Annotated in this window: 23 protein-coding genes and 4 tRNA genes; 13 read left to right on the forward strand and 14 right to left on the reverse strand. The window is 50.6% G+C overall.

The genetic code is table 11. The features are described from left to right. The first annotated feature begins 313 nt into the window (after positions 1-313). Entirely contained in the window at positions 314-3,037 is a 2,724-nt protein-coding gene (locus INT19_RS07775; protein ID WP_193060358.1) for an HAD-IC family P-type ATPase, read from the forward strand. Positions 3,038-3,166: 129 nt separating this feature from the next. On the opposite strand, the gene INT19_RS07780 is transcribed toward INT19_RS07775, so the two are convergent. Together INT19_RS07780 and ppnN are read right to left on the reverse strand one after the other, a co-directional pair. Beyond that, positions 3,167-3,892, reverse strand: coding sequence for a TSUP family transporter (locus INT19_RS07780; RefSeq protein ID WP_193060359.1), 726 nt, complete (start codon positions 3,890-3,892; stop codon positions 3,167-3,169). Between the two features lie 72 nt (positions 3,893-3,964). Then, positions 3,965-5,347 carry a nucleotide 5'-monophosphate nucleosidase PpnN gene (ppnN, locus tag INT19_RS07785; protein ID WP_089038429.1) on the reverse strand — a complete coding sequence of 461 codons (1,383 nt, stop codon included), beginning with the start codon at positions 5,345-5,347 and terminating at the stop codon, positions 3,965-3,967. A 176-nt stretch (positions 5,348-5,523) separates the two neighbouring features. Between ppnN and INT19_RS07790 the strand changes: the two genes are divergently transcribed. Further along, positions 5,524-6,426 carry a LysR family transcriptional regulator gene (locus INT19_RS07790; protein ID WP_038484441.1) on the forward strand — a complete coding sequence of 301 codons (903 nt, stop codon included), beginning with the start codon at positions 5,524-5,526 and terminating at the stop codon, positions 6,424-6,426. Positions 6,427-6,489: 63 nt separating this feature from the next. Here the strand turns inward: INT19_RS07790 and gcvP are convergent, their stop codons facing one another. Both gcvP and gcvH read right to left on the reverse strand, forming a co-directional pair. Continuing rightward, positions 6,490-9,384 carry an aminomethyl-transferring glycine dehydrogenase gene (gene gcvP, locus INT19_RS07795; RefSeq protein ID WP_193060360.1) on the reverse strand — a complete coding sequence of 965 codons (2,895 nt, stop codon included), beginning with the start codon at positions 9,382-9,384 and terminating at the stop codon, positions 6,490-6,492. A 77-nt stretch (positions 9,385-9,461) separates the two neighbouring features. Continuing rightward, the gene (gene gcvH / locus INT19_RS07800; protein WP_089038427.1) at positions 9,462-9,851 is read right to left on the reverse strand and encodes a glycine cleavage system protein GcvH; all 390 of its coding nucleotides are present in this window, start codon (positions 9,849-9,851) and stop codon (positions 9,462-9,464) included. A gap of 411 nt (positions 9,852-10,262) precedes the next feature. Here gcvH and INT19_RS07805 point away from each other — a divergent pair, with 411 nt between their 5' ends. Further along, on the forward strand, positions 10,263-11,672 hold the full coding sequence (locus tag INT19_RS07805) for an alanine/glycine:cation symporter family protein (protein ID WP_089038426.1): 1,410 nt from the start codon (positions 10,263-10,265) through the stop codon (positions 11,670-11,672). A 93-nt stretch (positions 11,673-11,765) separates the two neighbouring features. After that, the gene (gene gcvT, locus INT19_RS07810) at positions 11,766-12,878 is read left to right on the forward strand and encodes a glycine cleavage system aminomethyltransferase GcvT (RefSeq protein WP_089038425.1); all 1,113 of its coding nucleotides are present in this window, start codon (positions 11,766-11,768) and stop codon (positions 12,876-12,878) included. A 52-nt stretch (positions 12,879-12,930) separates the two neighbouring features. Here the strand turns inward: gcvT and INT19_RS07815 are convergent, their stop codons facing one another. The 3 genes from INT19_RS07815 to INT19_RS07825 form a co-directional block, all read right to left on the reverse strand. Next, entirely contained in the window at positions 12,931-13,878 is a 948-nt protein-coding gene (locus INT19_RS07815) for a LysM peptidoglycan-binding domain-containing protein (protein ID WP_226912377.1), read from the reverse strand. Next, positions 13,815-14,696, reverse strand: a complete 882-nt coding sequence (locus INT19_RS07820; protein ID WP_193060361.1) for an acyltransferase — start codon at positions 14,694-14,696, stop codon at positions 13,815-13,817. Before INT19_RS07820 ends, INT19_RS07815 begins: the two co-directional genes overlap by 64 nt. A gap of 146 nt (positions 14,697-14,842) precedes the next feature. Then, entirely contained in the window at positions 14,843-15,736 is an 894-nt protein-coding gene (locus tag INT19_RS07825; RefSeq protein ID WP_193060362.1) for a LysR family transcriptional regulator, read from the reverse strand. 147 nt (positions 15,737-15,883) lie between these two features. On the opposite strand from INT19_RS07825, the gene INT19_RS07830 reads away from it, so the two are divergent. Further along, the gene (locus INT19_RS07830) at positions 15,884-16,582 is read left to right on the forward strand and encodes a CoA transferase subunit A (RefSeq protein WP_193060363.1); all 699 of its coding nucleotides are present in this window, start codon (positions 15,884-15,886) and stop codon (positions 16,580-16,582) included. A 45-nt stretch (positions 16,583-16,627) separates the two neighbouring features. Continuing rightward, a complete protein-coding gene (locus INT19_RS07835; protein ID WP_038484421.1) occupies positions 16,628-17,293 on the forward strand; it encodes a CoA transferase subunit B in 666 nt (221 codons plus the stop codon). Positions 17,294-17,333: 40 nt separating this feature from the next. Here the strand turns inward: INT19_RS07835 and INT19_RS07840 are convergent, their stop codons facing one another. Further along, entirely contained in the window at positions 17,334-18,101 is a 768-nt protein-coding gene (locus INT19_RS07840; RefSeq protein WP_193060364.1) for a DUF1338 family protein, read from the reverse strand. A 122-nt stretch (positions 18,102-18,223) separates the two neighbouring features. Next, the gene (locus tag INT19_RS07845) at positions 18,224-18,487 is read right to left on the reverse strand and encodes a GrxA family glutaredoxin (RefSeq protein ID WP_038484415.1); all 264 of its coding nucleotides are present in this window, start codon (positions 18,485-18,487) and stop codon (positions 18,224-18,226) included. A 141-nt stretch (positions 18,488-18,628) separates the two neighbouring features. On the opposite strand from INT19_RS07845, the gene hybE reads away from it, so the two are divergent. Beyond that, positions 18,629-19,066, forward strand: coding sequence for a [NiFe]-hydrogenase assembly chaperone HybE (gene hybE, locus INT19_RS07850; protein ID WP_193060365.1), 438 nt, complete (start codon positions 18,629-18,631; stop codon positions 19,064-19,066). Between the two features lie 75 nt (positions 19,067-19,141). Then, positions 19,142-19,915 (forward strand): 3-hydroxybutyrate dehydrogenase, encoded by a 774-nt coding sequence (locus tag INT19_RS07855; protein WP_038484408.1) that lies wholly within the window; start codon positions 19,142-19,144, stop codon positions 19,913-19,915. Positions 19,916-19,967: 52 nt separating this feature from the next. Here INT19_RS07855 and INT19_RS07860 read toward each other — a convergent pair whose 3' ends face one another. Genes INT19_RS07860 through INT19_RS07870 form a run of 3 tightly spaced genes read right to left on the reverse strand, consistent with a single transcriptional unit; the run spans position 19,968 to position 22,244 of the window. Then, positions 19,968-20,507, reverse strand: coding sequence for a response regulator transcription factor (locus INT19_RS07860; protein ID WP_193060366.1), 540 nt, complete (start codon positions 20,505-20,507; stop codon positions 19,968-19,970). A gap of 38 nt (positions 20,508-20,545) precedes the next feature. Further along, positions 20,546-21,820 carry an ATP-binding protein gene (locus tag INT19_RS07865; RefSeq protein WP_089038418.1) on the reverse strand — a complete coding sequence of 425 codons (1,275 nt, stop codon included), beginning with the start codon at positions 21,818-21,820 and terminating at the stop codon, positions 20,546-20,548. Between the two features lie 7 nt (positions 21,821-21,827). Further along, on the reverse strand, positions 21,828-22,244 hold the full coding sequence (locus INT19_RS07870; protein WP_193060367.1) for a hypothetical protein: 417 nt from the start codon (positions 22,242-22,244) through the stop codon (positions 21,828-21,830). 149 nt (positions 22,245-22,393) lie between these two features. On the opposite strand from INT19_RS07870, the gene pyrC reads away from it, so the two are divergent. After that, positions 22,394-23,431, forward strand: a complete 1,038-nt coding sequence (gene pyrC / locus INT19_RS07875; RefSeq protein WP_193060368.1) for a dihydroorotase — start codon at positions 22,394-22,396, stop codon at positions 23,429-23,431. A gap of 81 nt (positions 23,432-23,512) precedes the next feature. Here the strand turns inward: pyrC and mtnN are convergent, their stop codons facing one another. Both mtnN and folD read right to left on the reverse strand, forming a co-directional pair. Then, the gene (gene mtnN, locus INT19_RS07880; protein WP_193060369.1) at positions 23,513-24,226 is read right to left on the reverse strand and encodes a 5'-methylthioadenosine/S-adenosylhomocysteine nucleosidase; all 714 of its coding nucleotides are present in this window, start codon (positions 24,224-24,226) and stop codon (positions 23,513-23,515) included. Between the two features lie 48 nt (positions 24,227-24,274). Beyond that, positions 24,275-25,141: a bifunctional methylenetetrahydrofolate dehydrogenase/methenyltetrahydrofolate cyclohydrolase FolD gene (gene folD, locus INT19_RS07885; RefSeq protein ID WP_193060370.1), complete on the reverse strand. Its 867-nt coding sequence runs from the start codon at positions 25,139-25,141 to the stop codon at positions 24,275-24,277. 332 nt (positions 25,142-25,473) lie between these two features. On the opposite strand from folD, the gene INT19_RS07890 reads away from it, so the two are divergent. From INT19_RS07890 to INT19_RS07905, 4 genes are all read left to right on the forward strand, one after another. Further along, positions 25,474-25,550 (forward strand) — tRNA-Pro (locus tag INT19_RS07890). A 92-nt stretch (positions 25,551-25,642) separates the two neighbouring features. Beyond that, positions 25,643-25,719, forward strand: a tRNA-Arg gene (locus INT19_RS07895). Positions 25,720-25,775: 56 nt separating this feature from the next. Continuing rightward, positions 25,776-25,850: transfer RNA gene (locus tag INT19_RS07900), tRNA-His, on the forward strand. A 46-nt stretch (positions 25,851-25,896) separates the two neighbouring features. Next, positions 25,897-25,971, forward strand: a tRNA-His gene (locus INT19_RS07905). Positions 25,972-26,471 lie beyond the last annotated feature (500 nt).

Consider the following 26,471-nt stretch of genomic DNA (forward strand, 5'->3'; position numbering starts at 1 on the left):
AATTACGGAAAAAGTAACTCGATAACTTTTGCATAACCACTTATTATACGAGTATTTGAATGGTATAATATTGACCTTTGCTTACTTCATTGGTTGGTCGCAATATAATAAAAACACCAACTTTCACCGCTATTAACAGCCCCCCATATCTATAGAAAATATTCATTGTGATGTTTTACTCGGCGTACTCAGTCTTGATTTTGAGGCTTTTTTTTGCGTTGCATCATTTCCTTGTTAGTTTATAAATATTAGCAGTGTTGCGGTGCAGCAACCTGCGGTAAGCTGACCGTATAGTTAACAAGGGAGCTTATGGATGGAAAACCCTCAAACACCAGTGAAGCCTTCTCGAGAGTGGCATTGTGCCTCGATAGATCAAGCGCTGGCGTGGCAGGCCGCTACCGTCGATGGCCTATCCACTGCAGAGGCTCTAGTGCGTATAGAACGCTACGGGCCGAATCGTCTTCAGCAGGCTCAGGGACGTCCTTGGTATCGGCGTTTATTGGATCAGCTGAATAATATTTTAATTCTTATACTGCTGGTTGCTGCCATTGCCAGTTTCCTGCTTGGGCATGTCATCGATGCGGCGGCCATTGTAGGGGTAGTGGCCGTGATCGCGCTGATTGGTTTTATCCAGGAAGGAAAAGCTGAACAGGCGCTTGATAGCATCCGCAATATGCTTTCTCCTCAGGCTAATGTCATACGTGACGGGAAGCGCACTACCATTCCTGCCGAAGCGTTAGTACCTGGGGACATCGTGCTGGTGGAAAGTGGTGACCGGATACCTGCGGACGTGCGACTGATTGAAGCGCGGCGTTTTCGCACCGACGAGGCGGCTCTAACTGGGGAGTCGGTGCCTGTAGAGAAGCAGTCGCACCCAGTGAGTGCAGATGTGGATCTTGCGGAGCGAAGCAGTATGGCGTTTGCCAGTACGATTGTGGTACAAGGCAATGCCCGTGGTTTGGTCGTTGAGACGGGGCGCTACACTGAAATCGGCAAAATTTCCGAACTTCTGCGTGGTGTGGAAAAAATTAAAACGCCGTTGCTTCAGCAGCTTGATCGTGCGGGCAGGGTGCTGGCAATTTTTATTTTAGGTGCCGCCGCTATTACCGCGTTGTTAGGCACGCTTCTTCATGACCAGCCCGCTGCTGATATGTTTATGGCTGCTGTCGGTCTAGCGGTGGCCGCGATTCCCGAAGGTCTACCCGCCATTGTCACCATCGGGCTCGCGCTTGGTGTGCAAAGCATGGCGAAGCGTAACGCCATTATTCGACGACTTCCTGCAGTAGAAACGTTAGGCTCCATCTCGACTATTTTTTCCGATAAAACGGGCACATTGACGCGCAATGAAATGACGGCTCAAGCGGTATGGCTGGGTGACGAGCAGTTTTTCATCGAGGGTATCGGTTTCACGCCCAAGGGGGCTTTTTATCGACTGCGTGTCAGCGGTGAACAAGACACAGAATGTGTCGATATGGACAGTGCCCAACCGTTAAGCGATTTTTTATGTGCTGGCGTATTGTGTAACGACACTGAGCTGCAACAGCAGGCGGGACAGTATCAGATTTATGGTGACCCGACAGAGGGCGCGTTAGTGGTTGCCGGTGAAAAAGCAGGTATAAAAACGTCAGAGGTGCGCCAGCAGTTTCCGCGGGTAGATGCGATCCCTTTCGAGTCAGACTTTAAGTATATGGCCACTCTGCATGCAGGAGCTGATGGCCAGCGTGTCATCGTAAAGGGGGCGCCTGATCGTTTGATAGAAATGTGCGACAGCGTTGCTACCAAGCAAGGCACTGTCGATATTGATCGTAATGAGTGGGAAAACCGTATTCACGAGCTTTCCTCGCGAGGTTTGCGCGTTCTGGCCATTGCGGATAAACCTGCCGCTGCAATTGATGAGCTTGATCATCACCATATTGAAGGTGGGTTGCGCTTACTGGGAATTATTGGCTTGCTGGACCCACCAAGAGAAGAGGCCATTGAAGCGGTTAAACGTTGCCAACAAGCGGGTATTCGTCCCGTTATGATTACCGGTGATCATGCTTCGACAGCGCTGGCTATTGCTAAACAACTGGGTTTTGCGCAAACCCAGAAAGCGCTTACCGGGCGAGAAATTGAAGCGATGTCCGATCAAGCGTTAGAAGACATTATTTTAGAGATTGATGTCTTTGCTCGAGCATCTCCTGAACATAAGCTGCGCTTAGTAAAAGCGATGCAGGCACGGGGTGGGGTTTGCTCCATGACTGGAGATGGCGTTAATGATGGGCCAGCCTTGAAACGTGCTGATGTCGGCGTTGCTATGGGTGTGCAGGGGACTGAGGCGGCGAAAGATGCTTCTGAAATGGTATTGGCAGACGATAACTTCGCAACCATTGTCAGTGCTATTGAAGAAGGCCGCAAAGTCTACGATAACATCCGTAAAACGATCACCTTTATTCTGCCGACCAATGTTGCTCAGGGCTTGGCGATTATGCTTGCCGTGCTATCAGGCTCGGTGCTACCGGTAACGCCGTTACAGGCATTATGGGTAAATATGGTGGTAGCGATTACGCTAGGCTTGGCATTAGCGTTTGAGAGCGGGGAGAAAGACTTAATGGCACGCCAGCCCAGAGACCCTAAAGCACCGCTGCTTGATCTATTTTTATTGTGGCGAGTGATTTTTGTGTCTGTGCTGCTGCTCGTCGGCGTCTTCGGCATGTTCTCCTGGATACTCAACCAAGGGGGCAGTGAAGCGCTAGCGCGGGCAGGGGCGGTCAATATGCTGGTCACTGGCAGTGCCGCTTATTTAATCAATAGCCGCTTTTTAATTAATAGTACGCTGTCGTTTGCCGGCATTTTTGGCAGTCGGCCGGTATGGATCGCTATTATGATGGTGATGTTGCTGCAAATGGCGTTTACCTATTTACCCTTTATGCAGCTTATCTTCTCTAGCGAAGGGTTAAGCATTACGCATTGGCTAGCTATCATTTTAAGTAGCGGAATGATTTATCTGTTAATTGAAGCTGAGAAGGTGGGCTGGCGCATGCTCAAGGTTAAATAGAAACTGAGCATGGGCTAATTGTAATGCCCTGTTTATAAAAGATCAGCGCCACCTAGGGGGATAACAAGTCATAGGTGGCGCTAGGGTAATTTCCCTGTGCGCCATTTCTGTCTAGTGGTAAGGCTTGGTTTAAAACACAGCATCCACAATAATTTTGACTGCAATACCTGCCAGCAACAGCATGATGAGATTATCAAACCAGCGGTGCGGTAGGCGTTTGCCGAGCTGTGCGCCGATGGGCATGGCGGCGAGAATTACGAATAGTGCTATAAAGCTGTAAAGCGTACGTTCCAGTGTGAGTATTTCCGCACTCAGCAGCGCGGGTATTTGCACGCAGGTGATAGCAACAAAAAACACCGAGATAGAGCCGATAAACACGCGGCGCTCCAATTGCATTGCGTTTAGAAACGTCACAGATGCGGGTGCTGACATGCCCGCAGCACCTTGCAGAACGCCAGCGAGCAAACCGACAGGCAGCACGATGCGGTTGGCAGTCGCGAAAGGAAGGGCGATCGTTCGCCTAGCTATTTTGATGACCAAATAGAGCACGATCGACGCGGCCACCCCAAGCGATAAAAGAGTGGGTGATAACACGACTAAGCCCCATGTGCCCAGCACAATGCCTAGCCCGCCAGAAAGAGAGAAGGCAGCGAGAAAACGCAGTGGTAACAAATGGTGCCGATATTGCCATACTTGTAAAATGTTACTGAACAAATTGGGGGCTATTAACACGGCAATAGCCAGCTTCACGTCGTAGAGCATGGTGAGTACAGGGACTACGATGACTGGCACGCCAGAACCGATGGCACCTTTGATGATGCCTGCTGCAATCAGCGTTAAAAGAGCAATAATCACGGTGAATTTCCTGATGTATCAGGCGCAGCGCGACTGGGTTGCGCCTGATAAAGGCTGTGCTTGCTAAATTAGTTACTTGAGAACATAGCAGGGTGTATATGCTTGTCCATCAAGTTTCATGCGTCCTTGGGCGACAAATGAGGTTAATAGCTCGTCTAAGCGCTGCATGAGTTCTGGTTCAGCAGTTAACTCAAAAGGTCCATGGGCTTCAATTGCTCGAATCCCTGGCTCTTTAACGTTACCCGCCACAATGCCAGAAAAAGCACGACGCAAGTTGGCCGCTAGTTCATGGGTTGGCTGCTGACGGTGAAGCGCTAGACCGCGCATAGCTTCATGGGTGGGCTCGAAGGGTGCCTGAAAGTCACGTGCAATGGTAAGACGCCAGTTGTAGTAAAAAGCGTCCTGATGCGTGCGGCGGAAGTCTGCAATCTCGTCAATTTCTTCACGCATTTTACGTGCGACGGCCACAGGGTTGCCGGTAATAATTGTGTAGTAGCGGCGGATATCCTCGCCCAGCGTATAAACTAAGAATTCATCGATTTTCTGGAAGTACTCGGCGGAATCAGCTGGGCCAGTAAACACGAGTGGGTAGGGAATATCGTGATTGCTTGGATGAAGCAGAATTCCCAGTAGGTAAAGAATTTCTTCTGCAGTACCCACCCCTCCGGGGAAAACAATAATACCGTGCCCTAAACGCACGAATGCTTCGAGCCGTTTTTCGATGTCTGGCATGACAACTAGCTCATTAACGATAGGGTTGGGCGCTTCGGCTGCAATGATGCCTGGCTCAGAAATACCTAAATAGCGGCCATCTTTACGACGCTGTTTTGCATGGGCAACGTTAGCTCCTTTCATGGGGCCTTTCATGGCGCCAGGGCCGCAGCCGGTGCAGATGTCTAGATCTCGCAAGCCAAGGTGATAACCAACGTCCTTGGTATATTCATACTCTTCTCTGGAAATCGAGTGGCCACCCCAGCACACCACCAAGCTTGGGTCGCGTCCCGGCTTCAGCGTGCCCGCCTTGCGCAGGATATGAAACACGGCGTTAGTTGTGCCTTCACCCGTGGTTAAATCAAACCGCTTGTGGTGTTGGATTTCGTTGTAAACATAAACAATGTCGCGAAGAATGGATGATAAATGTTCACGTATACCACGAATCATTCGTCCGTCGACAAAGGCTTCGGCGGGCGCATTGGTTAGCTTAAGACGGATGCCTCGGTCTTGCTGTAAGACTTCAATATCAAAGTCTTTGTAGGCTTCCATAATGGCCAAACTATCATCCGTTGGGCTGCCGCAGTTAAGCACCGCGAGTGCACAGCGGCGTAGCAGATCATGCAAGCCACTTTTAGAGGTGCTTTTTAAACGGTTGACCTCATGCTGGGAAAGCACTTCGAGGCTGCCTTCCGGGGAAATAATGCTGGAAATGGTGGCGCGCGGCACTGGGAGTTGCGTCATTAGTCTGGCTGTCCCTAATCATATTGTTAACGAAACCACATACTATCATGGCCTTTACTAACTGAATTCAAGCAATAAGGGTAGTGACGGTCCTTAGCGTCCGTTTAAGAGTCGGATTGTGCTACTCTGTGCTCTCGTTAAGAGCACACGGTGGCTAGTCAAGATGGCGCTTTATTATGTTTAATGCCCAGTATTTTCGGACGTTTATAACGTTAGTGGAAACGGGGAGTTTCACACGAACTGCGCGCCGTTTGGAGATGACGCAGCCTGGCGTCAGCCAGCATATCCGCAAGTTAGAAAGCTATTTAGATAAACCGCTGATAGAGAGAAAGGGCAGAAGTTTTACGCTAACGGAGTCTGGACGAAGGGCTTATGATTATGCGTTGAAGCTATTTGCCGAGCATGAGCAGTTTCGCCATGGTTTAGATGACGACTCGCTGGATAGCGGTGAATGCCGGATTGCATCTCCAGGAAGTGTTGGCTTGATGTTTTATCCTTTTATTCTTGGTCAGCAGCAGATGCACCCCAACTTAACGGTCAATTACAGTTTTGCTTTTAATCACGAAATCGTTAATGACCTGCTTGAAGGCCGCTACGATATTGGCATCGTGACTGAGCAGGTCAACCATACCGAACTGACCTGCACGGTATGGCACAAAGAGCCATTATGTTTAGTCGTGCCTGCTGATTTTGCTGGCAGCACGCTAACCGACCTGATGGGCATTGGTTTTCTTAATTACTACGACGGCATTAATCACGCCAATGCACTGCTGCGCGCCAATTATCCAGACGAATTTCGTTCAATGACGCATTTTCGGCATCAGGGGTTTACTAACGAAGTGAGCATGGTGCTGGATGCGGTCGCGCGAGGGCTAGGTTTTACCGTTGTCTCACGCTTGGTGTTAGAAACCTCTCCTTGGCAACGCCAAGTAAAAGCGTTGGCGTTACCTCAAGGGATTAATGAAGTGCTTTATCTGCTGCGCCGGCGAGATTCGGTCTTGCCGAAACGTTATGAAAAGCTACTGGAGGGGTTTCATCACCAACGCCTGCAAGAAAAAACGCCCCTGGTGCCCGAATAACGAGCGCCAAGGGCGTTTAAGAGACAGGGATGTCTTGTCGTTTAATAGTGTATGCGTTGAGTATTAACGACGGTATTCGTCAATGCTAGGGCAAGTGCAGATAAGTTGCCGATCACCGAATACGTTATCAACGCGGTTAACCGCAGGCCAATACTTTGACGCAGCAACAGCATCAGTTGGGAAGGCGCCCAGTTTACGGTCATAAGGGCGTTGCCACTCGCTATCCATCAAATCTGCTTGGGTATGAGGGGCATTCACCAACGGGTTATTATCCAGCGGCCAATCACCCTTTTCGACGCGCGCAATCTCTTCTCGAATCGCGATCATGGCATCACAGAAGCGATCAATTTCGTAGAGTGACTCAGACTCTGTAGGCTCGATCATCAGTGTGCCGGGCACAGGGAACGACATGGTCGGTGCATGGAAACCGTAGTCCATCAGACGCTTGGCAATATCTTCTTCACTGATACCGGAAGCACTCTTGAGCGGACGAATATCGATGATGCATTCGTGGGCGACATTGCCGTTCTGGCCACGGTAGAGAATCGGGTAAGCACTCTCTAATCGCTTGGCAATATAATTGGCATTAAGAATAGCCAGCTCAGTTGCTTCGCGAAGCCCACGTGCGCCCATCATCTTAATGTAAGCCCAGGAAATTGGCAGAATTGACGCGCTGCCAAATGCTGCAGCGGAAACCGCACTGTTTTCTGGGTTAACACCATTAATAGGCGTAACCACGTGATTGGAAACGAAGGGGGCAAGGTGAGCTTTGACACCAATCGGGCCCATTCCCGGGCCACCGCCACCGTGGGGTATACAAAATGTTTTGTGCAGATTGAGGTGCGAGACATCACCACCGAAGTCACCGGGCCGCGTCAACCCCACCTGAGCATTCATGTTGGCACCATCCACATACACTTGGCCGCCATGCTGATGTACTACCTCGCAAACCTTGCGAACATGGGACTCGAAGACACCGTGAGTAGAGGGATACGTGATCATTACGGCAGATAGGCGATCACTGTGCTGCTCGGCTTTGCGCGTTAGATCATCCAGGTCAATGTTGCCGTTGGCGTCACACTCAACCACGACAACGTCCATGCTTAGCATGGCGGCAGACGCAGGGTTAGTGCCGTGGGCAGAGCTGGGGATTAAGCACACATCACGATGAGCTTCACCTTGTGCTGCCTGATAGCGACGAATAGCCAGCAGACCCGCATATTCACCCTGGGCACCTGAGTTGGGTTGCATGGAGATATGGTCATACCCCGTCACTTCCACTAAGAAGGCGGCTAGCTCATCAATCATTTGATGATAGCCGGCCACTTGATCGCGAGGGGCGAACGGGTGGAGGTGCGCAAACGCAGGCCAGGAGATCGGAATCATTTCACTGGTAGCGTTTAGCTTCATCGTGCACGAACCCAGCGGGATCATGGCATGAGCTAAGGAAAGGTCTTTATTTTCGAGACGTTTCAAATAACGCAGCATCTCGGTTTCACTGCGATAACGGGTAAACGTGGGGTGTTCCAAAAAGCTGCTTTCACGCCGATACAGCGCAGGAATGCCGCTAAGCTCGTCACTAATGACCTGTCCATCAAACGCTGCGACGGACAAGCCGTGCTCATCGCCTAACAGCACATCAAAAAGCGTCGCGACGTCGTGAGCCGTTGTCGTTTCATCCAGGCTAATGCCCACATCGCCATTGGCGAAGTAATGAAGGTTGATGTCATGCGTCATGGCGCGGCCATGAATTTTACCCGCATCTATTTGAGTCAGGCGGAGTGTATCAAACCAGCTGTCGTTCGCTAACGTGACCCCACCTTGCTTAAGGCCTTCCGCTAATAAAGTAGTGAGGCGATGTACGCGGCCTGCAATTTTGCGAAGACCCTCTGCACCATGGTAGGTGGCGTAGAAGCCAGCAATATTTGCTAGTAGTGCCTGAGCAGTACAAATATTGGAGGTCGCTTTCTCGCGGCGGATATGCTGCTCGCGGGTCTGCATGGCCATGCGCAATGCAGTGTTACCGCGGCTATCTTTTGAGACACCAATAATGCGGCCAGGAATCGAGCGCTTTAGCTTATCGGATGTGGCGAAGAAAGCTGCATGCGGGCCACCAAAGCCCATGGGGACACCAAAACGCTGGGAGTTACCGACGACGATATCAGCGCCCATTGCTCCTGGTTCTTTAAGTAGCACTAGGCTCAATAGATCCGTGGCGACGCACGTCATGATGCCGCGTTCTTTGGCAGCACTTAGTAGAGGAGAAAGGTCCGTGATGTTGCCGCTGGCGGAAGGGTATTGCACCAGGGCACCAAACACATCGTGTTCTGCCAGCGTTTCAGCGGGGCCACTGATTAGCTCAAAGCCAAAAAACTCCGCGCGAGTTTTAATAACGTCTAACGTTTGCGGAAATAGATCATCGGCAACAAAGAAGGTTGTTGACTTACTTTTCTTGTTGCTGCGCTTGCATAGTGCCATCGCTTCCGCTGCAGCGGTCGCTTCGTCCAGCAATGAAGCATTAGCAAGCTCCATGCCGGTTAAATCCATAATGACCTGCTGAAAGTTAAGCAGGCCCTCTAGTCGGCCTTGAGAGATCTCAGGCTGATAAGGCGTATAAGCGGTGTACCAGCCCGGATTTTCCAGCACATTGCGCTGAATGACCGCTGGCATGTGGGTGCCGTAGTAACCTTGGCCGATGTAGCTCTTAGCCACACGATTTTGGCGCGCCAGCTGGCTTAGGTAGTCTAGCGCTTCTGCTTCGCTGCGTGGGTCGTCCAGGGCTAACTCACGGCCAAGGCGGATATCGCTTGGCACGGTTTGCTCAATAAGATCTTCCATGCGCTGCAAATTGAGCGCTTTTAACATAGTGTCGACATCAGCGGGGCTAGGCCCATTGTGGCGTTTGATAAAAGCATCATGGTCGGCCAGTTCGGCCAAACGGCGTGTTTCAAATGGCATGGGAGGGTTCCGAACGTAATGAGAAAACCGCGCAGGGTGAAACTAGAAAGCCTGCTTTACGCAGGCTTTCCGACTAATTAATCGTCTGAACTAAGTGTTGCCTGGTAAGCATCTGCGTCTAGCAACCCGTCAAGGGCTGTGTCTGTCAGGCGCACCTTCATGATCCAACCACCTTCATAAGGCGCTTCATTGACTGTCTCCGGCGAATCTTCAAGCGCCTCATTCACTTCGATAACTTCACCGTTAACCGGCGAGTAAAGGTCAGAAGCCGCCTTAACAGACTCGATAACGCCGAACTCTTGGCCTTTGTTGAGTGCCTGACCGACTTCTGGCAGTTCAACGAAAACAACGTCACCCAGCGCTTCTTGGGCATGATCAGTAATGCCGATAGTGACGGTACCGTCTTGGTGGTCAAGTACCCATTCGTGGCTTGCGGCATAACGAAGATTGGCAGGAAGATTGCTCATGATGATTCCCTTTATGAAACAGTTGTCTGGACAGGAGCATACTAACGCCTGTCGTTCGCCTTGGCGACTATTGGCCAGTTCTAAGTCAGGCGATCTGTGCCCTATGTTAACGTGTTTCCGATCGGAAACAAATTTCTTCAACGCCCCATGGTGGCAAAAAAAACACGTCGTGTTTCCTGATGCTTTATATCTGCTAGTTTTTTTGAAAACAGATGCTTTCTCTACTGAGTTGCGACATGACAATGGATGCGCACTAGGAAAATGGTGTAAAACATGCCAATTATGCGTTTTTTCAAAGCGTGAGACGCGCTATGGTGGAAACGTTTGATAACCTCAGCAGCATAAAACAAGGCAGCTTGACTGCCCGGTACCCATAATAAACGAGCTAACGAACAGGGTAAGGAGAAACACGTGGAAATACTAACCAACCTCCTAGGGGCAATTAACGGTGTCGTTTGGGGCCCGATAATGTTGGTCCTACTGCTAGGCGTAGGGATTTACTTACAGATTGGCTTGAAGCTGATGCCGATTAGAAAGCTTGGTGTGGGTTTCAAGCTCATGTGGAAGGGCCGCGACACTAAGCCTAGCAAAGCAGATGCTGACCAGACGTCTGCTGACCAAGACGGTGAGATTTCACCTTTTGATGCACTGATGACGGCGCTATCCGCGACGATTGGCACAGGTAATATCGCGGGTGTGGCAACGGCTATTGCGCTTGGTGGCCCAGGCGCGGTGTTCTGGATGTGGATCACTGCGTTAGTGGGGATGGCCACTAAATTTTCCGAAGCAGTTCTTGCTGTGCGTTATCGTGAAACCGATAGCACTGGCTACCACGTTGGTGGCCCGATGTTCTATATAAAGAATGGCCTCGGTAAGAAATGGCTCTGGCTGGGTGGGCTGTTCTCATTCTTTGGTGCGGTAGCGGCTTTCGGGATCGGTAATACCGTACAGTCAAACTCTGTAGCGGATGCAATGGACTCTACCTTTGGTGTTCCGCATTGGCTAACCGGCGTAATTATCATGGTGCTGGCGGGGGCTGTTATCCTCGGCGGCATTAAGCGCATTGCAAAAGTAGCCGGTAAACTAGTGCCCATCATGGGGATTGCTTACGTGATTGCCGGGCTGTTGGTCTTGATCGTGAATGCAAGCCAAATTGGTGAAGCGTTTGGTTTGATTTTCTATTACGCCTTTAATCCGATGGCAGCAGCGGGTGGCTTTGCCGGTGCGGCAGTCATGGCTGCTATCCGGTTTGGTGTAGCACGCGGTATTTTCTCTAACGAAGCAGGTTTAGGTAGTGCACCCATTGCACACGCAGCAGCGCAGACCAAAAACCCGGTTCGCCAAGGCCTCATCGCCATGCTGGGTACCTTTATCGATACGATTGTCGTTTGTACCATTACGGCACTGGTTATTTTGACCTCCACAGTATGGATTGATGGTGAGGCGGGTGCATCGCTGACGGCACTTTCGTTCGATGCTGCCTTGCCCGGTTTTGGTAACCAGATTGTTGCGATTGCCCTGGCTGTGTTTGCCTTCACCACGATTCTTGGCTGGTCTTTCTACGGCGAGAAGTGCTGTCAGTTCCTGTTCGGTACACGTTCGATTATGCTGTATCGCGTGCTGTTCGTTCTGGCAATCCCGCTGGGTGCTATCGCGCAGCTTGGTTTTATTTGGCTGATGGCTGATACCTTTAACGCTATGATGGCCATTCCGAACTTGATCGCGTTGGCGCTACTTTCGCCAGTGGTATTCAAACTTACCCGTGATTACTTTGCAGGCAAAGACGTGCTGCCAGGTGAAGCGCTGGATCATGATAAGTAAGCCCTATTCAACGTAATATGGGCCGATAAGATGTAATAGAGCCGGGAAGCCAGTCATGGCTTCCCGTTTCTCTTTCTCGACCGAGGAAATCCCATGACCGACCTTAAACAGACGCCACTTCATGAATTGCATCTTTCGCTAGGAGCCAAAATGGTTCCCTTTGCGGGTTATGACATGCCGGTGCAATACCCATTGGGTGTCAAAAAAGAGCATGAGCATACGCGTCAACAATGTGGGCTGTTTGATGTTTCTCACATGGGCCAAATAGCGGTTTCTGGCGACAATGTTGCTGAGGCGCTTGAGTCACTCATCCCAGCAGACCTAGTGGGGTTAAGCAAAGGTGAGCAGCGCTATGGACTATTAACCGGGACTGATGGCGGTATTATCGATGATCTAATGGCCGTCAATGCAGGTGATCATTTTTATCTGGTCGTCAATGCTGCTTGCAAAGAGCAGGATATTGCCCATCTGCGCACCAATCTTTCTGCTACACATCACATAGAGGTACTCGACCGTGGGCTACTGGCTCTGCAAGGCCCGCAAGCCCGCGATGTCATGGAACGTCTGTGCCCCCAAGCGTGTGAGTTAACGTTTATGCAGCATGGCCGCTTCACGATGGCGGGGCAGGAAGTCTGGATTAGTCGTAGCGGTTACACCGGTGAAGATGGCTTTGAAATATCAGTGGCTTCTGATGCATGCCAGGCATTGGCAGAGCAGCTGTTAGCTGAACCCGAAGTTGAAGCAATTGGCTTGGGTGCGCGCGACTCGCTTCGCCTAGAAGCAGGGCTGTGTTTGTACGGGCACGATATGGATATGACAACGACGCCTGTAGAAGCTGGGCTTATTTGGGCGATTGGTAAGCCTCGCCGACAGGCTGGGGAGCGTCCGGCAGGTTTCCCAGGGGCGGAGCTTATTCTGCACCAAGTAGCCGCGAAAGATCACACGCGTAAGCGGGTAGGGCTAGTGGCAGAAGGGCGTGCACCAGTAAGAGAGGGCGCGCTTTTAGTTGATGCAAAGGGCAATGAAATTGGTGTTGTGACTTCCGGTGGCTTTGGGCCAAGTGTTGGTAAGCCAATTGCCATGGGGTACGTGGGGCGTGAATGGGAAGCGCCGGAGACCACAGTTTATGCGTTGGTGAGAGGTAAACAGCTGCCGATGGTGGTGACACCAACTCCGTTTGTGAAGCCAGGCTATTATCGCGGCTAACACCGCCACTGTTCATGAAAAAAGCCCCTGAAATTCAGGGGCTTTTTTTACTTCATCTTAATACTTGTCGGGGGTCGATAGGTTTTCCGCCTTGGCGCAGGTCAAAAAGCAGGTCGTAGCGCTGTGAGGCACTGCTTTGGCCGACATCACAAAGTGGGTCGCCTGTACTCACTTGCTGGCCGACACGGACTAAAATGCGTTCGCACAGTGCGTAGACGGTTTGTAAGTTATCCGCATGATGAATAATGACAACTTCGCCAAGCTGGCGCATTCCATCAGCAAAACGCACTTCACCTGGCGCGACTGCTTGGGCTTTGGCACCGGCTTGGGTGGCCAGTAGCATAGGTTGAAGCGTACCACGGCTATCGGCACCAAAACGGCGCACAATCCGATAATCCTCTAAGGGCCAAGGCCAACGACGTGCAGATGCAGGCAAGCTTGCGCTTGGCGTCGGTGCTGGCTGGCTAGTGCTGGAACTGCTGGCGCTGCTTGAGGTGGTGCTGCTACTCAGCGGTACACTGACAATTTGGCCAACTCTGAGCGCTGTGGGAGAGGTGCCAGGATTGGCACTCTGCATACGCCCTGATGTGGTGCCAAAATGGCGCGCGATACTTGAATAGGTATCGCCAGGCCGAATCTGGTAGCGATAGGGCCCGCCAGAGGGCGCTCGCTCTTGCTGGGTAGGTATTAATAGACGTTGTCCAACGTTTAAGCGTTGAGCATTTGTTCCAGGGTTGAAGCGTTCAAGACGTTCCAGTGGAACGTTTGCCCGGTTGGCAAGTTTTCCCAGCGTATCGCCACGCTGTACCGCTACCCATTCACCATTTATTTGACCGGCAGTGCTACTGGGCACAGGGTTGTTTTGATCATTTGAAGAGGGAGAACCAGCACATCCCGCTAACAACGTTGCTAGCAAACAGGCCGCTAACCATCGAGCTAGTCGTGATTGGTTTGCTTGGCTAGCAAGGCGTCTTTTTCCTGCCAGAGTGAATTGATCCATGCGTGGAACCGTTCCTTGTGCTGCTGTTCTTCGTGATAGTTGGCTTCGTTCATCCATTGGGGAATAGCGAGTTGCCTTGCGTTAAGTGTGATGCAAGCCTCTTTTCCGCATAGAAAACCCCAGAAAGTTGGCGTTGGGTTTTCATAGCTGATGGTGACATCCAAAATGCCATCCAGTTTGTCACCAAGCAGGCTAAGCACCTGAGAGACACCGCCAGCCTTGGGTCTCAGTAAGTGCCGAAATGGGCTTTGCTGTTTTTCCCGTTTTGCTACGGTAAAGCGTGTCCCCTCGACAAAATTAAATATTGCAATGGGGGCATTTCTAGCTTGCCGACAAACGCGCTCAGTTGACTCACGGTCGATAGTGGCGAGTTTAGGGTTTTTGGCAAGTTGCTCTCGACTGAAGCGCCGCATAAAAGGGAATTCTAACGCCCAAAATGCCAGTCCGACGATAGGAATCCAAATTAACTGATGTTTCAAAAAGAACCGGGGCATTGGAATGCGGCGATGCAATGCCATAAAAAGAATGAAGATATCTGTCCAACTGCGGTGGTTTGAAATAACCAGCCACCATTGATGTGGGCTGAGTGAGTCCGGAATGCTGATGTTTACATCAGGCTTGATCCACCGGCGCATCCACCACAGATTTGCGCCAATCCAATTGAGCGCAACGCGGCACAGACCATCAAGAATTCTCTGTTTTTGATGTCGTCCTGGGGTGATGACTTTTAACAGCGTTAACAAAATGAGTGGCACGCCCCAAAACAGTGTCGTTAGCGTCAGCAGCAACAGGCTGACGACTCCTTTGGCAGTAGACATACCACAGTTCCTTTTACGTATGATGACACCAGTGGTGCAATTTTAGCGCTAGGTGACCAATTTATAGGCAACCCCGCGTAAATGCTAAAGGATCACGCCCACGCTGCCCAGTATATTACCAAACCTTAGCATGCTTAACGGATGTGCTAGGGCGTCAGTGTCGGTGTGTTGATACCTTCGATTAGCACTTTGCTCAGAGCCTGTGCCGCGACAGATAACTCATGATGCGTCAGTATCCCCACTCGGCAGGCAATGCCTGGTGAGGTTAAGGGAACGCAACGAGCGCCGAGTTGGTGCATTTGCTGAATACACATTGAAGGCACGGCACTTACGCCTAAGCCATCGGCCACCATTCTACCAACGGTTGAGAGCTGATGGCTTTCAAAAGCGACCGGTAAGTCAATGTGTTGTTTGGCAAGTCCTTGCTCTAACAATCTACGTACCATTGATGGGCGTTGAAGGGTAATAAAATCCTGTTGTAACAAGGTGGCCCAGCTCAGTGTGTTGGCCTGGGCCAAGTCTGATTGGGGGGGGACAACAGCGATAAATTGATCTTCAAAGAGTGGCGTAAACGTTAAGCTGCCGGTTCCTTCGGGCAAAAAGGCAATGCCGATTTCCACTTGGCGAGAGCGCACCATGTCGATGACTTCTTCGTTGATAACATCATGGACAGTAATATTGATCTTAGGATATTGCCGACGGAAGGTAACCAGGGCGCTGGGCAGTAAATTACACGCAAAAGAGGGCATGGCTGCTACGCTTAAACGGCCAAGCTGGAGAGTGAAGCGTTGGCGCAGTCGCTCTTCAGTATTATCCCACTGAGCAAGTAAATGCTTCGCTAGTGGGATAAGGGTTTCACCCTCAGGTGTGAGTCGGACGCTACGGGTACTGCGTATCAACAGCTTTCCCCCCAGCGAATCTTCAAGCCCTTTGATGGCCAAGCTGAGCGCTGGCTGAGACAGGTGCAGGCGCTCACAGGCTTGGGTAAAGCTCAGGGTTTGGGCTACCGCCAGAAAAGCGCGAAGTTGCTTAACGGTCATACGGACCCTTTAATAAATTTTTTATATAAATTGATAAGAAAAACAAACTTAACAAATATATCATCTGGTACAACACTGGCTATACAGATCCAACCGCATCATAACGACGCGTGCAACGTACCACCGATAATAATGCGAGGCATAACAATGGCAGGATTTGACAAGCGTGTATCTTCCTATGAGGAAGCGATGGAAGGTATCGAAAGTGGCATGACCGTTATTGCTGGCGGTTTTGGCCTTTGCGGCATTCCTGAAAATTTGATCGCTGAGATTAAACGTCGGGCTGTCACTGACCTCACGGTAGTGTCTAACAATTGCGGTGTTGATGGTTTCGGGCTAGGTGTGCTGCTCGAAGATCGTCAGATTCGTAAAATTCTCGCTTCTTATGTTGGCGAGAACGCATTGTTTGAACAGCAAATGCTTAACGACGAAATTGAAGTTGTGCTAACACCCCAAGGCACGCTGGCCGAGAAAATGCGCGCCGGTGGTGCGGGTATCCCTGCATTCTATACCGCCACAGGTTACGGCACACCTATTGGTGAAGGTAAAGAGGTGCGTGAATTTAACGGCCGCCACTATATTTTAGAAGAAGCCATTACCGGTGATTTCGCGATTGTTAAAGGCTGGAAAGCGGATCGCTACGGCAACGTCATGTATCGGCATACGGCACAGAACTTCAATCCCATGGCAGCCACTGCTGGAAAAATAACGGTTGTAGAAGTTGAGGAAATTGTTGAACCAGGCGAATTGGAGCCAAGCCAGATCCATACCCCCGGTATCTATGTGGATCGCATTATTCAAGGCTCATTCGAGAAGCGCATCGAAAAACGCACGGTACGTAGCTGATCGCTCTCTGGTTTAGACATTTTCACTCAATAAGAGGTATACACCATGGCTTTAACACGTGAGCAAATGGCACAGCGCGTTGCGCGTGAACTTGAAGACGGCTTTTACGTCAACTTGGGTATCGGCATACCTACGCTGGTTGCCAACTATGTACCTGACGGTATTGATGTCATGCTGCAATCCGAAAATGGACTGCTGGGTATGGGGCGTTTTCCCACTGAGGAAGAAGTTGATGCTGATATGATCAACGCCGGTAAGCAGACGGTCACCGCTCGTCCTGGGGCTGCTATTTTCTCTTCAGCAGAATCATTCGCCATGATTCGTGGCGGTCACGTGGATCTGACCGTGCTGGGTGCTTTTGAAGTGGACCAAGAGGGAAATATTGCTTCATGGATGGTGCCAGGCAAGCTCATCAAAGGGATGGGCGGCGCGATGGATTTGGTTGCTGGCGCAGAAAACATTATCTGTACCATGACGCACGCCTCGAAACACGGTGAGTCCAAGTTGCTAGAAAAGTGCACGCTTCCTCTAACAGGGGCAGGTTGCATCAATCGCGTATTGACCGACCTGGCTTATTTGGAAATTAAAGACGGTGCTTTTATTCTCAAAGAGCGTGCACCGGGTGTCAGTGTTGAAGAAATTATTGAAAAAACAGCTGGCAAGCTGATTGTGCCCGATCACGTTCCTGAAATGACGTTTGACGCTGAATAACCCTTAGTCGACTACTCTTAACAGGCGTGAGCTAATCAGCTCACGCCATTTCACAGCGGGTGTGGAAAGGTAGCAGGATTTCAGCAATACGCTCATGGTCGTCGCCGACATGTTTTTGCACGAGTGCTAGTCCCCCCAGACAAAGACGATGCTCATCGCCTGAGCTGAAAACGGTTTTTTGTGGCATTGCAGGATAAAATCGATGCTCAAGTAGCGGTGACACGGCAAATACGCCGTTTTGTAGCCCCTCAAAACTGGGCATGCCGCATGCTTCAAGCTGACTATGCAAGGTGTCTAGTGGCTCGCCAATCGTTGAGCAGTCGAAACCTGCGTGGTGCAGTCTAGGGCCCATGATCGCTAGCCAGGCAGCGAGGGGATGTGCCTGTTGTAGCTGCTGATAGAGCGCCCAAGAGGGCATTGGCCATGGGCGTCCTCGGCTTAGTAAATTTTGCCCTTGGCAATCGGCCGGATGGCTTTGTAGCACGAGCTGCGTTAATGCTTCGCGGGGTGCTTTTGAAAGCGTACCCAGCTGCAACTCTGCTAATACCAGCCAACTGCTATTGTCATTAGGTGCAAGTAAATGCACCAAAAGGCCTTTATCTGCCATAGCGTAATGGCCAACTGATCGGTAGCCCATATGTGCAAGGCTGGTGTTGAGCTCGCTAGCAGCAAAGGGACCATGATTTAGCGTCACCAAGGTCAAATACTCGGCTGACGTACTTAGTGGCCACAATCTTAGTCCGCCAAGGTCTGGGTGTGTATGTATGTAGTCCAGCCAAAGCTGTTGAACAAACTCCTCTCGCTGCATTGGGATACCCTCGCCGCCTAATCGAACGCCACATGAACTGTCATATAAACTGTGATACTTCAGTATAGGCAAGCGAAGATTTGCTTGTTCAACGGGTGTAAACGTCAGTTTTAACGCCTGGGTTAAGAAGCCAGCAGCTGCTGTTGGCGCACAAAATGGTCGAACTCAGTAAAACCGCCGATGTGCTGTTGGTCAACAAACACTTGGGGGACGGTATGAATAGGCTTGCCAGCCGTTTTTGCAATATCTTCCTTGGTAACGCCTTCTGAAGGCATATCAACGTAGCGGTAGCCTTCTATCTTTCCGTTACTCTCTAAATGCTCTGCGAGATGCTTTGCGCGTACGCAGAAAGGGCATGACATGCGGCCAAAAATTACCACAAACATCGTAGAAACTCCTTTAGGATAAAGATCTATTAAAAATGGGTTGCCTATTGTGGCGCAGCTCATGCAGTTTGGCTAATAGCGCTACACTACACGCTTCATTAAGCCGTGTTATGGGCGAATGTTTAATCATCGGAAGAGCGTATGCAAACCTTAGCTGCCCAAGAATACGCACGCTTAGCTGAATTAGCGTTGCATTATCGAAATGCGCATCTGCGCTCAATGAAGCAGGCGGATCATTATAACCCTCGTCTTGGTGTTGATGCGCTGTGCTTCCAGCCTTGGGAAGAGGAGCATGCGTCACTACTGGTCGGTGCGTTAATAACACCTTGTGCGATGTGGCTAGTTGCTGTGCCACGTCTGGATCAGCATGCCCCCCTGGGGAATGTATTGCGTCTCAATCTTCCTTCTGGCCACTATTCGCTTTCATGTGAACCGTTGCCCAACGGCAGTGAGCTTTATAAGCGCATCATTCTGGAGGATCTAAGTGATTTAGAAAGTATGCAGGAAGCTGCGCGACTGGCCCAGCGCATGATGATGCAGTTAATGGTGTCTGATAAACCTTCTCCAGAGGTTGGTTAGGCAGAAACGTCTACCTCTATCTACACTGTTGTTTTTACATTTTTACTCTGAATAATCTCAGCAAAAGGAACGTTTATGTCCTCTGAAAAAGCTGTCACACCCCGTGTTGCTGTGGTCACTGGCACTAGCAGCGGTATTGGTGAAGCGGTGGTGAAACATTTCTGTGAGCAGGGTTTTCAAGTGTTAGCAGTAGACTTTAACCCGGCTGGAAAAGAAGTGGCTGACGCGGCTGGCGCAGCGTTTTATCAGGGGGATTTAACCGACCCCGACGCGTGCCGTGGCGCGATTGCTGACGCGGTTAAACGCTTTGGTGGCGTCGATATTTTGGTTAATAATGCAGGTATTCAGCACGTCGCTTCTATTGAGACGTTCCCCGAAGAGAAGTGGCGTCAAATCATTGATTTAATGCTGACAGCGCCGTTTTTGCTTACCCAGGCAGCATGGCCACATATGCGTAAAAAAGGTTGGGGGCGTGTGATTAATATTGCGTCTGTGCATGCACAGGTGGCTTCACCAGGCAAAGCCGCTTATATCAGTGCCAAGCACGGCATGATCGGACTAACGAAAACCGCCGCTTTAGAAGGTGGTGAGCAGGGGATTACCGCCAATACTATTTGCCCCGCCTATGTGAAAACACCGCTGGTAGATAATCAGATCGCCGACCAAGCCAAGCTACATGGGATGGATGAGCAAGAGGTGATTGAAAAAATCATGCTGAAAAACGCAGCGGTTAAGCGCTTGATTGAGCCTTCCGAGGTTGCTCAGCTAGTTGCTTACTTAGCCTCCGATGCGGCAGGCGCTGTAACGGGTGCCAGCTGGAACATTGATCTAGGATGGACCGCCCAATAACATCAAGTTGACGCCCACTCTTTGCGTCGTCGTTGCGCAAAGAGTGGGCGAATTACCGGCGTACCGGGCGCTTCTGTAATTTGCGTTGTAATGTGCGCCGATGCATGCCGAGTGCCCTAGCCGTGGCTGAAATGTTGCCATCATGCTCTTGCAACACCTTTTGAATGTGTTCCCACGTTATACGGTTGATAGAGGGAGGATTGTCGGCTAGCTCAATATTCGGATCACCATCCTGATGGTCAAAAGCGGCAATCACATCGTCGGCATCTGCTGGTTTGCATAGATAGTTAACGGCGCCAAGTTTGATGGCTTCTACCGCTGTGGCGATGCTGGAATACCCCGTTAATACCACAATGCGGCAATTCGGTGCGCTTGCCAGCATGTCGGGCAGTAACTTAAGCCCGGAACTATGCTCAAGTTTTAGATCGAGTGTTGCCATCGTTGGCATGAACTGCGTGATCAGCGCCATTGCTTGATCAGCATCGTGGGCAACTTGCACCTCATAACCACGACGCGAAAGCGCTCTGCTTAGCACGTGACAAAACATTTCATCATCGTCGACGATTAAAAGGCGTTGGTCTTGCGTCTGCATGATGTCCTCGATTTTCTGGCGAATGCTCTGCGTCGCTGTTACTTATCAGGGGCGGAACAAAGCGGCAGCGTCACTTCCGTTAACGTACCGCCTTCCGGGTGATTGTACAGGCTTACTCCACCACCGAAACGATTAATGGTGGCATGGGTTAAAAACAGCCCAATCCCCATGCCTTTGCTTTTAGTTGAAATAAACGTGTCGCCTAGCTGGTCAGCAATCGACATGGCGATGCCGGGTCCATGGTCGCGTATATCAATAACAACGCTTTCATCTTGCCAATCCAATCGAATAGCAATTTGTTCTGGATTAGCGTCGGCGGCGTTATTCAGCAAATTGGTTAGCGCTTGATCTAATGTGGCATCGACGGCCAACCAGGGGCGGCCGCGTTTCTCGGCAACATCAAAAAAGTGGCTAACATCTGGCCTGATAACGAGCCAGCGTTGCACAACGGCGGCTAACCACAGTTCAGCATCCAGTATCTCTGGTTCTGCCATGCGCCGACGATCAGCCGTCGCAACAAGGTGTTGTAAGCGCGATTTGCACACGTCTACTTGCTGGCGAAGAATGGCTATATCTTGTTGCAAGGGGGAGTCATTAGGCGCGTCCTGGTACATTTCATTGAGCAGCACGGCCATGGTTGAAAGCGGCGTGCCAAGCTCATGAGCCGTGCCAGCGGCTTGAGTAGCAACGGCTAACACCTGTTCATTGCGCAGTGCCGCTTCTCGCGTGCGAGATAGTGCTTTATCTCGATTACGCAGTGCATGGGCCATTTTGTAGATAAAGAACGTGACCAGTCCGGCTGATAAGCCAAAATTAAGCCACATACCCAATACGTGAAGGCTTAGTGGGCCGTCGCTGTTAATGTGGCCCAGCTGAGGTATCGGGTGATAAAAGAACATCAGGTAGGTGTAACCTGCCATTGAACATGCGGCGATGATCCAAGCATGCCGCCAGGGAAGGGTTGCAGCGGCGATAGTGACAGGCACTAAATAGTAAGTGATAAAGGGGTTTGTTGAGCCGCCTGAAAAATAAAATAGCAGCGTTAAGCCTGCAATATCGGCCAATAAGTGGGCAAGATATTCGAAATGATTAACCGCTTTGGGTCTGCCTAAGCGCCACCATGTGACGATATTCAGTATCCCCATGGCAATCACAACACTGACGACTGCGGTCACTGGCAAGTCGAAAGCGAGTAGCTCAATACCAACAATAATGGCCAGTAAAAAGCCGGTCCATGTGATACCTCTGACGATCGTTAATCGAACGAGGTTACGGTTTGGCGTCGAAAGCGGGAGAGGCAGGGGGGTAGGCATAGCGTGCTTATTTGCTCGATGCTTTCACGTTGTGAATAACATATTTAATAAATAACGTCATAACGAACGTCAGCCATCCCGCTGAGGCAAGCAAGTTGAATAGCAGCATTTTAGGAGGTAGCCAGGCACTGCCCAGAACGGCTTCTAACATGATATGGAAAAACATAGCGAGCAAGAGTGGTAGTGCTAGCGTATGAACCCACATGTCAGTACGGCGCTTACGTACATGGTAGCGTTTCAACAAGTAACGCATTGGACGGTGCGCCCAACCGAACAGCACGAGTGCACCAACAACGAATAGGACAGCCAGCGTCGGTTCGGTACTCCCAAAATACATTGAAAAGGATATCGACCAGGCAAGACCAAGCCAAAGTAATCCTTCAATACTGGCGATAATGTCCGCATAGCGACGCACATTCTGCATAAAAAACTGAATCCTTGACCTTACAAAGTGTCGCCATGATACGACACTTGGGAACGGCTGTGGGATGGATAGGGGAGATTTATCCATTACCCGTATTGGGTATACTGTTCTGACCCTTTGACTAAATTCATTTCTGCACAGGACTTGCCGTGGACGCTATTACGTTGACTCGCCCCGATGATTGGCATCTTCATTTACGTGATGATGAGGCGCTAAGCGCTGTGGTAGGTCATACCGCCGCCCAAATGGGGCGTGCGATTATAATGCCTAATTTAAAGCCGCCGATAACCACTACCGCGCAAGCACTAGCATATCGGCAGAGAATTTTAGCTGCGTTACCCGAAGGGAGTGCATTTGAACCTTTGATGACGCTCTATTTAACAGACACGACGCCCCCTGAAGAAATTGAGCGTGCTGCTGAAAGTGGTGTCGTGAAAGCCGTGAAGCTCTATCCCGCGGGCGCTACCACTAACTCTGCATCGGGCGTCACCGACATTGCCCACTGCGATGACACGATTGCGATGCTAGCAAACGTTGGTATGCCGCTGTTGGTGCATGGTGAAGTGACCGATCATGAAATTGATATTTTCGATCGAGAAGCGGTGTTTATTGAGCAGGTTATGAAACCGCTTTTGGCTAGGCACCCTAAGCTTAAGGTAGTGTTTGAGCATATTACGACCCAGCAGGCTGCCGAGTTTGTTGCTGCTGCGCCTGATAATATTGCGGCCACGATCACAGCCCATCATCTGCTGTTTAACCGCAACAAAATGCTGGCAGGTGGTATTCGTCCGCATTATTACTGCTTGCCCATTCTAAAGCGTGAGCAGCATCGCCAGGCGTTGTTGAAAGCGGCGACCAGTGGCAGTCCTAAATTCTTCTTAGGCACCGATAGTGCGCCTCATGCCCAGGGTGACAAAGAGTCTAGCTGCGGCTGTGCAGGGGCATATACGGCGCCTGCTGCCATTGAGCTCTATGCAGCAGCCTTCGAAGAAATGGGTGCCTTAGACAAGTTAGAAGCGTTTGCCAGCCTCAATGGACCGCGTTTTTATGGATTACCGGCTAATGCTGATAGCGTGACGTTGGAGCGTCGTTCATGGAGTCTGCCAGCGCATTATCCCTATACGGCTGGTCAGCATATTATTCCGCTAATGGCGGGTGAGAGCTTGGCATGGAAGCTGAAAGCGTAGCTTGTATAGCTAGATAGCAAATCAAAAAACGGAGCCGACTGGCTCCGTTTTCTTAACGTTTTAAGCACGCTTTCTTAACGTTTATTGCTTGATCTTACCAAGTTCGATCAGCATCTGATCCACCATCCGTGATGAATGGTCAGCCGCGATGTCTAAAAATTGCTCGAATGACAGGTGGTTGTCACCGCTGCCAGGGATATCAGATAGCGCGCGAATGACCACAAATGGGCAGCCATAAAGATGGCATGTTTGAGCAATAGCGGCGCCTTCCATCTCGACGGCTAGCATGGTTGGAAACTGTTCACGGGTAGTCGCGACACGAACAGGGTCGGCCATAAAGGCATCGCCTGTGGCGATGAGCCCTTCACGTACATTGACTTCACCTAATGCGGCAATGGCGTTGCGGGCAATATCACGAAGTTGTTTGTCTGCTTGGTAGGCTGCCGGCATGCCAGGTACCTGACCAAGCTCATAGCCAAAGACCACTGCGTCAACGTCATGATGGCGAACTTCATCCGAAATAATCACATCACCAATAGCAAGATCGCTCGCAAAGCCGCCTGCGGAACCGGTGTTAATGATCGCATCAGGCTGGTGCCGCTCAAGTAAAATCGCGGTGCCTACCGCCGCATTGACCTTGCCTATCCCCGACTGCAGTACAACAATTTCCAAGCCGTGACGTGTGCCCGTATAAAACACGAAGCCAGCATGCTCGTAGCGTTCAGCGCCTTCTAGCTGTCCTGCCAGTATGTCCACTTCCTGCGCCATCGCGCCGATGATTCCAATACGTTGCACTCGTGATTACTCCTTAAGAAATCGTTAACGGCAGTGGTGTGTGTAACACTACTGCTCCAGGCCTTTGTCGTGCCGTTCAGCGGCTTCTAGCGTGTTTTCAAGTAGCGTGGCAACGGTCATCGGCCCAACGCCGCCAGGCACGGGTGTAATGAAGCTGGCGCGTTCTGCTGCGGCTTTAAAATCAACGTCACCAGTGAGCGTGCCGTCGTCTTGGCGATTAATGCCAACATCAATCACGATGGCGCCCGGTTTGATCCATTCCCCTTTGACAATACCGGGTTTGCCGACAGCGACAACAAGCAAGTCAGCGCGGCGCACATGAGACTCAAGCTGTAGCGTGAAGCGGTGGCATACCGTGGTGGTGCAACCTGCCAGCATCAACTCCAACGCCATTGGCCGACCGACAATGTTGGACGCGCCGACTACAGTGGCATCTAACCCTCGTACGGAAATGCCGCTATGGGCAAGCATGGTCATAATACCTTTAGGTGTGCAGGGCCTGAGCGAGGGCATACGTTGCGCCAGACGACCAATATTGTATGGGTGAAAGCCGTCGACATCCTTGTCTGGGCGAATGCGCTCAAGAATAGGGCGAGAGTCTAAATGCTCTGGCAATGGCAGTTGAACAAGAATGCCGTCAACCGTTGCATCGTTGTTTAACTGATCGACCAGTGCTTCAAGTTCATGCTGCTGCGTATCAGCGGGTAGCGCATGTTGGAAAGAGTGGATGCCTGCCTGCTCACAGGCGCGGTGTTTGTTGCTGACATAAACATGGGAGGCTGGGTCTTCCCCGACCACAACAACAGCTAGTCCAGGTGCCCGCGCGCCAGCTTGCTGGCGCGCGCTGATTTTCTCGGCAACTTGCTGGCGGACATTAGCGGCGATGGCCTTGCCATCGATAAGTTGGGCGGTCATGTAATAGAATCCCTGTGAAGGTTAGAAACGAAGCTGAGTGACTATGTCTAGGCCGTGGCGTTTAAAGTATGGGAGGGCGGCGCGTGAGCATCGTACCCGAACCTCTGTTGAACACCGATACTTAAACCTCGCTATCTATAACTCAGCACCTAGTATTGTGTGGCTGAGCGCAGGAGGTCACTGGCTTTCGAGAAGGGCTGATTTTCGCATGCTAGGGCGACAAGGCAAAGCTTCTAACGAATCAATCACTTTAGGTGTTGACTTTAAACTCAGAAATAGTAATATATGCCTCGCTTGAGACGGGACATGCAGCAGCGTCTAAGGTAAGAAATCGGGATGTAGCGCAGTCTGGTAGCGCGCCTGCTTTGGGAGCAGGATGTCGGGGGTTCGAATCCCTCCATCCCGACCACATACCTAGCGCGGAAGGTGGTAACTTGCTTTTCCGAACATTGGTTGTGGTCAAGTGCTCATCAGTATTCAGTCTCTTAGAATGCTTTATGTGCGCCCATAGCTCAACCGGATAGAGCAACGGCCTTCTAAGCCGTAGGTTGCGGGTTCGAGTCCTGCTGGGCGTGCCATTAAGGCTTTTTAGTGGACGCATTCGGTAAGACATGTAAGTCATACTTCATCAATGGTGGATGTAGCTCAGTGGTAGAGCCCCGGATTGTGGCTCCGGTGGTCGTGGGTTCGATCCCCATCATCCACCCCATTTGATGACTCGTATTAATTATATGCAATTCTAGTTTTAGGTTGTGGTGGATGTAGCTCAGTGGTAGAGCCCCGGATTGTGGCTCCGGTGGTCGTGGGTTCGATCCCCATCATCCACCCCATTAACCTTGATGTTATCCTCAAAAAAATCCTATCGCGTTATTATTACTTTTCCCCTTTATTAATTATTTTGTTTGAAACCAAGCTGACCTATGTTCGGCTTTTTTGCGTTTTGGTCGCTCGTGTTTTAAACCCTTCGTGTTTTAAGCCTCTTTCACCTTATTTGGCTATGCAATGCCTTTCCTGGGTTTTGCCTTTGATTCATTTCCTGCCCGAAAAATGTCTCTCTACCTGAAATTGCTGCGAAATTTTCCTAGGCTTATTATCGCGATGCCGCCTTAGTAGGGGGCAGGCCTGCGCTTGATGAACCGCTTAAAAAGGTCTTTAGTAAGAAGCGCTGGTGCATTTTGATGGCTTTGGCGATACGTGCAGTGAAGTCATCTATATTATTTTTTAATGCGATATTTGTTGCTGCTTTTGGGTCTGAAAACAGTTTTTTAAGCTATGTTAATGCTGTTTAGATAGTGATATTTTTTAACGAGTTGTTCGTTGAAAATAATCA

Source organism: Halomonas sp. 3A7M, from assembly GCF_014897875.1.
In the GTDB taxonomy this organism is placed as follows: domain Bacteria; phylum Pseudomonadota; class Gammaproteobacteria; order Pseudomonadales; family Halomonadaceae; genus Vreelandella.

Excerpts from the sequence above, each read along its gene's own strand:
- INT19_RS07775 (WP_193060358.1), top strand. The coding sequence starts at position 314 with ATGGAAAACCCTCAAACACCAGTGAAGCCTTCTCGAGAGTGGCATTGT.
- ppnN (WP_089038429.1), bottom strand. The coding sequence starts at position 5,347 with ATGACGCAACTCCCAGTGCCGCGCGCCACCATTTCCAGCATTATTTCC.
- INT19_RS07790 (WP_038484441.1), top strand. The coding sequence starts at position 5,524 with ATGTTTAATGCCCAGTATTTTCGGACGTTTATAACGTTAGTGGAAACG.
- gcvP (WP_193060360.1), bottom strand. The coding sequence starts at position 9,384 with ATGCCATTTGAAACACGCCGTTTGGCCGAACTGGCCGACCATGATGCT.
- gcvH (WP_089038427.1), bottom strand. The coding sequence starts at position 9,851 with ATGAGCAATCTTCCTGCCAATCTTCGTTATGCCGCAAGCCACGAATGG.
- gcvT (WP_089038425.1), top strand. The coding sequence starts at position 11,766 with ATGACCGACCTTAAACAGACGCCACTTCATGAATTGCATCTTTCGCTA.
- INT19_RS07815 (WP_226912377.1), bottom strand. The coding sequence starts at position 13,878 with ATGGATCAATTCACTCTGGCAGGAAAAAGACGCCTTGCTAGCCAAGCA.
- INT19_RS07820 (WP_193060361.1), bottom strand. The coding sequence starts at position 14,696 with ATGTCTACTGCCAAAGGAGTCGTCAGCCTGTTGCTGCTGACGCTAACG.
- INT19_RS07825 (WP_193060362.1), bottom strand. The coding sequence starts at position 15,736 with ATGACCGTTAAGCAACTTCGCGCTTTTCTGGCGGTAGCCCAAACCCTG.
- INT19_RS07830 (WP_193060363.1), top strand. The coding sequence starts at position 15,884 with ATGGCAGGATTTGACAAGCGTGTATCTTCCTATGAGGAAGCGATGGAA.
- INT19_RS07835 (WP_038484421.1), top strand. The coding sequence starts at position 16,628 with ATGGCTTTAACACGTGAGCAAATGGCACAGCGCGTTGCGCGTGAACTT.
- INT19_RS07840 (WP_193060364.1), bottom strand. The coding sequence starts at position 18,101 with ATGCAGCGAGAGGAGTTTGTTCAACAGCTTTGGCTGGACTACATACAT.
- INT19_RS07845 (WP_038484415.1), bottom strand. The coding sequence starts at position 18,487 with ATGTTTGTGGTAATTTTTGGCCGCATGTCATGCCCTTTCTGCGTACGC.
- hybE (WP_193060365.1), top strand. The coding sequence starts at position 18,629 with ATGCAAACCTTAGCTGCCCAAGAATACGCACGCTTAGCTGAATTAGCG.
- INT19_RS07855 (WP_038484408.1), top strand. The coding sequence starts at position 19,142 with ATGTCCTCTGAAAAAGCTGTCACACCCCGTGTTGCTGTGGTCACTGGC.
- INT19_RS07860 (WP_193060366.1), bottom strand. The coding sequence starts at position 20,507 with ATGCAGACGCAAGACCAACGCCTTTTAATCGTCGACGATGATGAAATG.
- INT19_RS07865 (WP_089038418.1), bottom strand. The coding sequence starts at position 21,820 with ATGCCTACCCCCCTGCCTCTCCCGCTTTCGACGCCAAACCGTAACCTC.
- INT19_RS07870 (WP_193060367.1), bottom strand. The coding sequence starts at position 22,244 with ATGCAGAATGTGCGTCGCTATGCGGACATTATCGCCAGTATTGAAGGA.
- folD (WP_193060370.1), bottom strand. The coding sequence starts at position 25,141 with ATGACCGCCCAACTTATCGATGGCAAGGCCATCGCCGCTAATGTCCGC.